The following is an 8,054-nucleotide window of genomic DNA, read 5'->3' as shown; positions in this document are numbered from 1 at the left end:
CCTCGATTCCGTTCCCTTCGCGCCTGGGCACTTCACGCGAATTCGCGGAACTTGTTTCGCATATCCTCGGCAACCGCTATCTGAACGGTGAAACGATCCGACTCGATGGCGCAGTGCGCTTGGCGCCGAAATAGCTGGGAGTGGGGAGAGGGAAATCGGAAAAGTAGTTCCTGCTGATCCGGTCTTCCTGCCAAAGCCCTGATTCCCATGCCCATTGCTTTTGCTTTTGCTTTTGCTTTTGCTTTTGCTTTTGCTTTTCCTTCTCCCACTCCCCATTCCCTACTCCCGGCCCCACAATGAAAGCATCTGATGTAAAGCGCGGCAACGTCGTTGAACACGACGGCAAGGTTTACCAGGTACGTGATATCGAACGCAGCTCGGCACAGGGCCGCAGCGGCAATGTGACCTTCCGCTTCATCATGTACAGCGTTCCCGGCGGCGTGAAATGCGATCTTTCGCTGCGTTCGGATGACGAGATCAAGGAGACGGAAGTGACGCGTCGACCCGTCGCATTTTCCTACAAGGATGGCGAGGCGTACGTGTTCATGGACAACGAGGACTACACTCAATACACGCTCGATGCCGATGTCGTTGGCGACGCCGCCGGCTATATCGTCGACGGTATCGAGGGTTGCTTCGTTCAGATCATCGATGACGCGCCGGTCGCCGTTCAGTTGCCTTCATCGGTCATCCTGGAGGTCGTCGAAACCGCTCCGGAAATGAAGGGCGCTACCGCGACCAAGCGCTCAAAGCCGGCAAAGCTCTCGACCGGCATCGAAATCCAGGTGCCCGAGTACGTTCGCACCGGCGAAAAGATCCATGTCAGCACGCTGACGGGTGAGTTCGGGGGAAGGGCTTAGGGCTCTACGGGAATAGAGAATGGGGAATCGGAAAAGCAGGATCCGCTGCTCTGGATTCCATGCAACACCGGTCTTCCCGCTTCTCATGCCCCTACCATTCCCTGTTCCCGTCGCTCGCGCTGGCGCAAAAGCCAGCGCAAAGCCATGCGCCGCAATGATTCATCGGCATCGGGATCCACGGCGATTTCCGAGATGTCGCGCCATGCCAGGGCGTGGGATTCGTCGCTGACGACAAACTCTTCACTGCGAGTCGTGCGAACGACATGGCGGATATCCAGATGCCAGTGACCCGGAACCCCTCCATGTTCCGGTATCCAGTGGCGATCCAGATCGAAGATCTCAGGCTCGACTATCAGGCCGGGCAGACCCGACTCCTCCCTTGCTTCCTGCAAGGCCACCAGCGAGGAATCCGGCTCCCCATCGGCATGGCCTCCGAGTTGCAGCCAGCGATTCAACTTTCGGTGATGGGTCAACAGGACACGCAAACCATCCGCACTGACCAGCCAGGCCGAGCCGGTGAAGTGTCCGCCGCGGTTGCTGCGATGGAAACAGTCCTGTTGGTCGAGGAACTCGGTGAAAATGACAGCCGTCGACATGTGATCGGGATGTCGCCCAAGATAATCCTCGAATTTTCGTCGCAACATGGACATCGATTTCCCGGATGATTGGAAGGCCCGCACCCCGAACCAGGGGCGTCACTTTAGCTGCACTGCACAAGATTGCGTCGCAAATGTCTGCAAGAGCGGATGGCGCTTGTGCTCGTCTGCAGCGTTTGGCATCGTACGGGGTCGCTGGCGCAGGCCGTCGGCAACCAAACATTCCGGCTTCATCGCCGTTCCGTTACACATCCGGGGAGAAATCGATGTCAGTGGGACTATTTGTCACCAAGCCGGTAGAGCCGTCGCCACACGTGGATGCCGGCGAGCCCGTCGAAGGTTCACTCGAGGGTGAAGGCTCCCTCAAGCGAACCTTGACTGCGACCCAACTGGTGCTGTTGGGAATCGGTGCCGTCATTGGTGCCGGCATCTTCGTATTGACCGGTCATGCCGCAGCCGCGCACGCAGGACCGGCCATTGTCCTGAGCTTCGTGTTCGCCGGGGTCGCCTGTGCATTCGCCGGCCTGTGTTACGCCGAATTCGCGGCACTCCTGCCTGTCTCGGGAAGCGCGTATTCCTACTCCTACGCCACACTGGGCGAAATCGTCGCATGGTTCATTGGCTGGAACCTGGTGCTTGAATACCTGTTTGCAGCCTCGACCGTGGCCGTTGGCTGGTCGAGCTACTTCAACAGTTTCCTCGGCAGCTTCGGCATGGCCCTGCCCGCATCGCTTGCGACCGCTCCACTCAACGTGGTCGATGGCAAACTCGTTCACACGGGCGGCTTTTTCAATCTGCCGGCTGTTGCCATCGTCGCTGCGGTCGCAACCATCGGCTACTACGGCATCAAGCAATCTGCGATTGCCAATACGATCATCGTGACCATCAAGGTTGTCGTCATCCTGATGTTCGTTGCGTTCAGCATCCAGTACGTCAATCCGGACAACTGGGTGCCGTTTATCCCTGAGAGCCAGGGTCCAGGCAAGTTTGGCTATGACGGCATCGTTCGCGGTGCGGCTGTGGTGTTTTTTGCCTATATCGGATTCGACGCGGTTTCGACTGCAGCCGGCGAAGCGAAGAATCCGCAGAGAGACATGCCAATCGGAATCCTCGGATCACTGGCGATCTGTACGGTCGTCTACATCATCGTTTCGGCCGTGCTGACGGGCATGTTGCCGTACAACCTGCTCGGCACGCCGAAGCCGGTTGCCACCGCGCTTGAAGCCTATCCCACGTTGACCTGGCTCAAGCATATCGTCGAGCTTGGCGCGATTGCCGGACTCAGCTCGGTCATCCTCGTCATGCTGATGGGTCAGCCACGCATCTTCTTCGCCATGGCACAGGACGGCTTGATCCCGAAGATGTTCGCCAAGGTTCATCCGAAGCATCACACCCCGCACGTGGGAACGATCTTTGTTGGCGTTGTTGCTGCACTGCTCGCAGGCTTTCTGCCGATCAGTTTCCTTGGCGATCTGGTCTCGATGGGTACCCTGCTGGCGTTCGCAACGGTGTCGGCCGGCGTGTTGATCCTGCGCAAGACCCAGCCCAACCTGCCACGCCCGTTCCGCGTTCCAATGGCGATCATCATCTGCCCGCTCGGCGTGATTACCTGCCTTTACCTGTTCTGGCAGCCGTTCGCTGAAAACTGGCATGTCATGACCGGCTGGACCGTCATCGGGTTTGTGATCTACGGCCTCTACGGCTACCGCCACAGCCGCTTGCGTCGGCAGGGCTGATCGAAATCCAGGGCCGGCACTGACGTGCCGGCCCTTTTTCATTCCTGCCCGACACTCGAAACTGTCGCGCATTGATCCAGGCAACGAACAGGAACCCTGATGGCCAACCAACTTCTGGCAACCAAGCACCCGCTTGCGGCACACAAAGACGCGGAAGGCCTCAGCCTTGAACGCACGCTTGGACCATGGGGTCTGACAGCACTCGGGATAGGTGCGGTGATTGGTGGTGGCATCTTCGTCATCACCGGGGTCGCAGCTGCCGAACATGCCGGGCCGGCGATCGTGCTGTCGTTCATCTTCGCGGCAATTTGCTGCACGTTCTGCGCGCTGTGCTACGCCGAATTTGCCGCCATGGTGCCGGTCTCGGGCAGTGCCTATTCCTACACCTACGCAACTCTGGGCGAAGGCGCTGCCTGGTTCATCGGATGGATGCTGGTACTTGAATACGGTGTATCGGCCTCAGCCGTCGCAGTGAGCTGGACCGGTTACTTCCTCAGCTTCCTGAGTCACTGGGACATCCACCTTCCTGCCGTGCTTTCCAGTGCCCCGCTCGATGGCGAACTCAAGCCGACTGGAGCCATCGCGAATATCCCGGCCGCCATCCTGGTCCTGCTGCTGACCTGGCTGTGCTACATCGGCATCCGCAAGTCGTCGGGCGTCAACATGGCCATGGTCATCCTCAAGGTGGCCCTGATCGTGCTGGTCATCGTGGCCGGCAGTTTCTATGTCGACACGTCCAACTGGACGCCGTTCATTCCGGAGAATGAAGCACCCGGCAAGTACGGATGGGATGGCATCCTGCGCGGCGCATCGCTGGTGTTCTTCGCCTATATCGGCTTCGAGGCTACTTCGGTTGCCGCCCAGGAATCACTCAATCCCAAACGCGACATGCCAATCGGCATGCTTGCTTCGCTGGCCATCTGCACCGTGCTCTATATCGGCATGGCCCTGGTCATGACAGGCCTGACTCCCTACAACCTGCTCGGCACCAATGAGCCGGTTGTCACAGCCGTTGCCTCTCATCCCGAACTGGCCTGGCTGCGCTGGCTGGTAGAAATCGGCGCCATGATCGGCCTCGCGTCGGTTGTGCTGGTCATGGTTCTCGCCCAACCACGCATCTTCATGATCATGGGTCGCGACGGTCTGTTGCCGCCGGTCTTCACGAAGATTCATCCGAAGTACCGTACGCCGCATGTCAACACGATCATCACGGGTGTCGGCATCGCGTTTCTTGCTGCCGTGTTCCCGCTGGATGTACTTGGTGACCTGACCTCGATGGGCACCCTGATCGCGTTCGGAGCTGTCTGCGCTGGCGTGTTGATCCTGCGCCGCACCCAACCCGACCTGCCACGCCCGTTCCGGATTCCGTTTGTGCAACTGATCGGATTCGGCGGCATCATCAGCTGCATGATCCTGTTGTCGAGCATGAACATGCACAACTGGCTGTTGATGGTTGGCTGGACACTATTCGGGTTCGCGATCTACTTCCTGTACGGATTCCGCCACAGCAAGCTTGCACGCGAAAATCGCCAGTCCTGAAGACCTGGACCCGGGTTGGCGAAATCGACCTGGCCACGCGAATCCTGCCCATCACCGGGTGACCTCGTGCATCCCCCTAAAGACTTCGAGGGGATGCACAACTACGGATGAGGACGCGACGAATTCCTATTGTTCGTTGACCGATTCGTCGCCGTTGGTCTCGTCGCCCTCGGCCTCCTCGTCGTTTGAACCAGCGGCTTCAATAAGCCGGGACGGCATGGACTTCTTGGCCGGTGCTCCCATGTCGGCGAGGCTTTTCACCTGCAGGATCACGCTTCCCTTGCCGCCTTCCGTAAGGCGCCTGACGACGCTGGCATGAGCCCCCTGGGCCTTGTCCAGTTGTGAGCCGAGCACATCGAGTTCACTGACCAGAGTCACGAAATTGTCGTGCAGGTTTGCCGCGCGGCGCGCGATTTCGATCGCGTTGTTGTTGCGGCTTTCGATCCTCCACAGGTATGCAACGGTGCGCAGGGTCGCCAGCAGTGTGCTTGGACTGACCAGCGAGATCTTGCGTTCCAGCGCGTAACTGTAGAGAGCTCCATCCGCGCGCACAGCTTCAATGAACGCAGCCTCGACCGGAACAAAAAGGAGTACGAAGTCGAGCGTGCGCATACCCGGAATGTCGCTGTAGTTCTTGCCGGCCAGTCCATCGATATGACGCCGCAGCGATATCAGATGATCGCGAAGCGCAGCCTGGCGTTCGGCCTCGTCGTCCACCGCCACCGAACGTTCCCAGGCAACCAGCGAGACCTTGGCATCGATGATGACGTCCTTTTCCTCGGGCAAATGGACGATCACATCAGGGCGCTGCCGCGTGCCATCTGCACCTTCGAAGCTTCCCTGGGTGTCGTACTCGCGCCCAGCCTGGAGGCCGGACGCCTCGAGAACGCGCTCCAGAACCATCTCACCCCAGGCACCCTGCGCACGCGTGTCGCCCTTGAGCGCCCGGGTCAGGTTGACCGCATCCTGACTGATCTGCTGATTGAGGTCCTTGAGCGAACGGATCTCCTGCACCAGCATGCCGCGCTCGCGCTGTTCGTTGGCGTGGGTCTGGGTGACCGCTTCGCGGAATTCCTTGAGCTGGACCTTGAGTGGATCGAGCAATCCGCCAAGATGCTCGGCATTCTGTTCCTTGAATCTTTCGGCTTTGGCTTCGAGAATCTGATTGGCCAGATTCTGGAACGACTCGCGCAGACGTTGCTCGGCCTGGTCGAGCAATGCCAGTTTTTCCTTTGCCGATTCAGCCTGTTCGTGCGAACTGGCCTTGAGCGCTGAATGTTCGCTGCTCATCGCCAGCAGCTGCCCCATGGTCGCGTCGAAACGTGCCTGCAATTCGCTCAGTTGACGGGACTGCTGCTCCACCCGCGAACGGTGTCCGGCGCCCTGTTCGGCGACTTCGCCGAGGCGCGACTGCAGTGCTGCTCGATTGTCGTTCGCCAATTCGAGTTGAATGTGCAAATCTACAATCTGCCGTTGGGCGGCATCACGCTGTTCGCGCAGCGCAGAAGTCTCCGGTTCGCGTCGCAGGATGGCTTCCTCTGCTGCCTTGCGCGACCAGCGCCGTGAAAGCATCACCATGACAAGCACGCCAATGCCCAATCCACAGAACAAGGCCATACCGGTTGCGGGTGTGAAGAACTCGGGCACTTGGGGACTCGCTGGATATCAAGGAGTCCCGATCATCGCAGACCTTGATCGCAATGGGCGAGACCAGACCCGAAGCGAACCACGGCTCCAGGTTACTGGAGCGGAAACATGGCTACAGTTGCTGCCGGCGCGGCGCGCCCTCAAGTGCGCGCGCGCGCTCGGACTTCATAGAGCTGACGATCCGCTTCGGCCAAAGCAGAATCCAGGGAATGACCGGGCTGCCGCACGGCATGTCCCAGGGTAAATCCGATGGGCGCACTGGACCGATCTGCATTGATTGCCTCAACCCGTTCCAGGGTCAGGGCTTCATCGGCATCCTTGACCAGCATCAGGAATTCGTCGCCGCCAACGCGAAACACGATGTCCGATGCGCGTGCGTGGCCTGAAAGAAACTGGCCCATCGCCACCAGAACTTCGTCACCGCGCTGGTGTCCGTAGGTGTCGTTGACCTGTTTGAAGCGGTCGAGATCAATACCTATGCACCCCCACCGGTCGCCATGCTGCATTTTCTGTTCAACCTCGCGCAGGGAGCGCCGATTGAAACAGCCCGTCAGGGGATCACGAATGCTCAACTCCCGCAGTTCACGCTCATTGAGCTCTCGTTCGGTGATGTCCTGGGCATGGCCTATCACGTAGGGCTCGTCATCCTCGCCATCCAGAACATTGTGGAATTGCCACGTATGCTGGGTTCCATCGCTGGCGATTAGCTGGAAGCTTCCGGAATCACTCTTGTTGGCGCGGATGCGACGCAGATAGTCATCGAACTCCGCATGATTTGCCTTGGGAATGATCTCCCTGAAATCGCGACCCATCAGAGCCGACAATGGATAGCCGAGCGCGCGGGCGGATGCCGGATTGATGGAAAGCAGGTTGCCGTCGAGATCGTGAGTGCAGATCAAACCAAGACTGTGCTGGAACAGCTTGCGGAAACGTCGTTCTCCAACCTCCAGCGCCAGAGTTGCGCGCTTGCGCCATGTAATGTCCTGAAACGCGCCAACCAGCCGGCAAGCCCGGCCGTCTTCGAATTCGACACTGCCGACAGTGTGGGTCCAGATATTGTGGCCCTTGGCTGTCACCATCGGCAGTTCGATGTCCCAGCCAGCACCGTTCTCAATGGCCTTGCTGATAGCATCTTCGATCGCCTTGCGCGATTCTGGCGGATAGAAACTCAGGGCTTCCGCCATGTCTGGCCGATAACCCACCGGCATGTCGTGAATGCGGCATGTCTGGTCAGACCAGATGATCTCGTTGGTCAGCAGATTCACCTCCCAACCGCCCACCCCAGCCAGACGACCCGTGGTATCGAGGCTCTTTTCGCTGGCACGCAATCGGGCCTCGGTCTCCTTGCGCTCTGAAATGTCGATGTGCAATCCGGACATGACCAGGGCGGCACCATCAGCGCTCCATTCGATGATTCGACCGAGATTGCGGACCCAGATCCAGTGCCCTTCCTTGTGACGCATGCGTAGTTCGCAATCGAATTTGGGAAGCTCGCCGCGAATATGCCGCTTGAAGCGTTCGGCGGCCATCACCCAGTCGTCCGGATGCGTGTTGTCTAGCCAGGTCTTGAGCGAAAGGGGGCGAAGCTCATTGAGCTGATAGCCGATAATTCCAGCCCAACGCTCATTGCAATGGACTTCCCCGGAAACGACATTCCACTCGAAGGTACCGACTTC

6 protein-coding genes and 1 pseudogene are annotated in these 8,054 nt (G+C 59.1%); 4 read left to right on the top strand and 3 right to left on the bottom strand.

Features of this window, described 5'->3' with window-relative positions:
- Together WBP53_RS05245 and yeiP are read left to right on the top strand one after the other, a co-directional pair.
- Positions 1 to 134: pseudogene (locus tag WBP53_RS05245) on the top strand (3-hydroxyacyl-CoA dehydrogenase); the annotation flags it as partial.
- A 162-nt stretch (positions 135 to 296) separates the two neighbouring features.
- The gene (gene yeiP / locus WBP53_RS05240; protein WP_423926646.1) at positions 297 to 860 is read left to right on the top strand and encodes an elongation factor P-like protein EfpL; all 564 of its coding nucleotides are present in this window, start codon (positions 297 to 299) and stop codon (positions 858 to 860) included.
- An 83-nt stretch (positions 861 to 943) separates the two neighbouring features.
- Here yeiP and WBP53_RS05235 read toward each other — a convergent pair whose 3' ends face one another.
- A complete protein-coding gene (locus WBP53_RS05235; protein WP_423926644.1) occupies positions 944 to 1,504 on the bottom strand; it encodes an NUDIX hydrolase in 561 nt (186 codons plus the stop codon).
- 218 nt (positions 1,505 to 1,722) lie between these two features.
- On the opposite strand from WBP53_RS05235, the gene WBP53_RS05230 reads away from it, so the two are divergent.
- Both WBP53_RS05230 and WBP53_RS05225 read left to right on the top strand, forming a co-directional pair.
- Positions 1,723 to 3,192, top strand: coding sequence for an amino acid permease (locus WBP53_RS05230; RefSeq protein ID WP_423926642.1), 1,470 nt, complete (start codon positions 1,723 to 1,725; stop codon positions 3,190 to 3,192).
- A gap of 99 nt (positions 3,193 to 3,291) precedes the next feature.
- A complete protein-coding gene (locus WBP53_RS05225) occupies positions 3,292 to 4,731 on the top strand; it encodes an amino acid permease (protein ID WP_423926640.1) in 1,440 nt (479 codons plus the stop codon).
- A gap of 126 nt (positions 4,732 to 4,857) precedes the next feature.
- Here WBP53_RS05225 and rmuC read toward each other — a convergent pair whose 3' ends face one another.
- The gene (rmuC, locus tag WBP53_RS05220; RefSeq protein ID WP_423926638.1) at positions 4,858 to 6,378 is read right to left on the bottom strand and encodes a DNA recombination protein RmuC; all 1,521 of its coding nucleotides are present in this window, start codon (positions 6,376 to 6,378) and stop codon (positions 4,858 to 4,860) included.
- Between the two features lie 140 nt (positions 6,379 to 6,518).
- Positions 6,519 to 8,054, bottom strand: a 1,536-nt coding sequence (locus tag WBP53_RS05215) for a PAS domain S-box protein (protein WP_423926636.1), incomplete at its 5' end; no start/stop codon positions are given.

This window comes from Dokdonella sp. (assembly GCF_049593775.1).
Classification (GTDB): domain Bacteria; phylum Pseudomonadota; class Gammaproteobacteria; order Xanthomonadales; family Rhodanobacteraceae; genus Dokdonella.
This window is presented reverse-complemented; position numbering and strand designations above follow the sequence as displayed.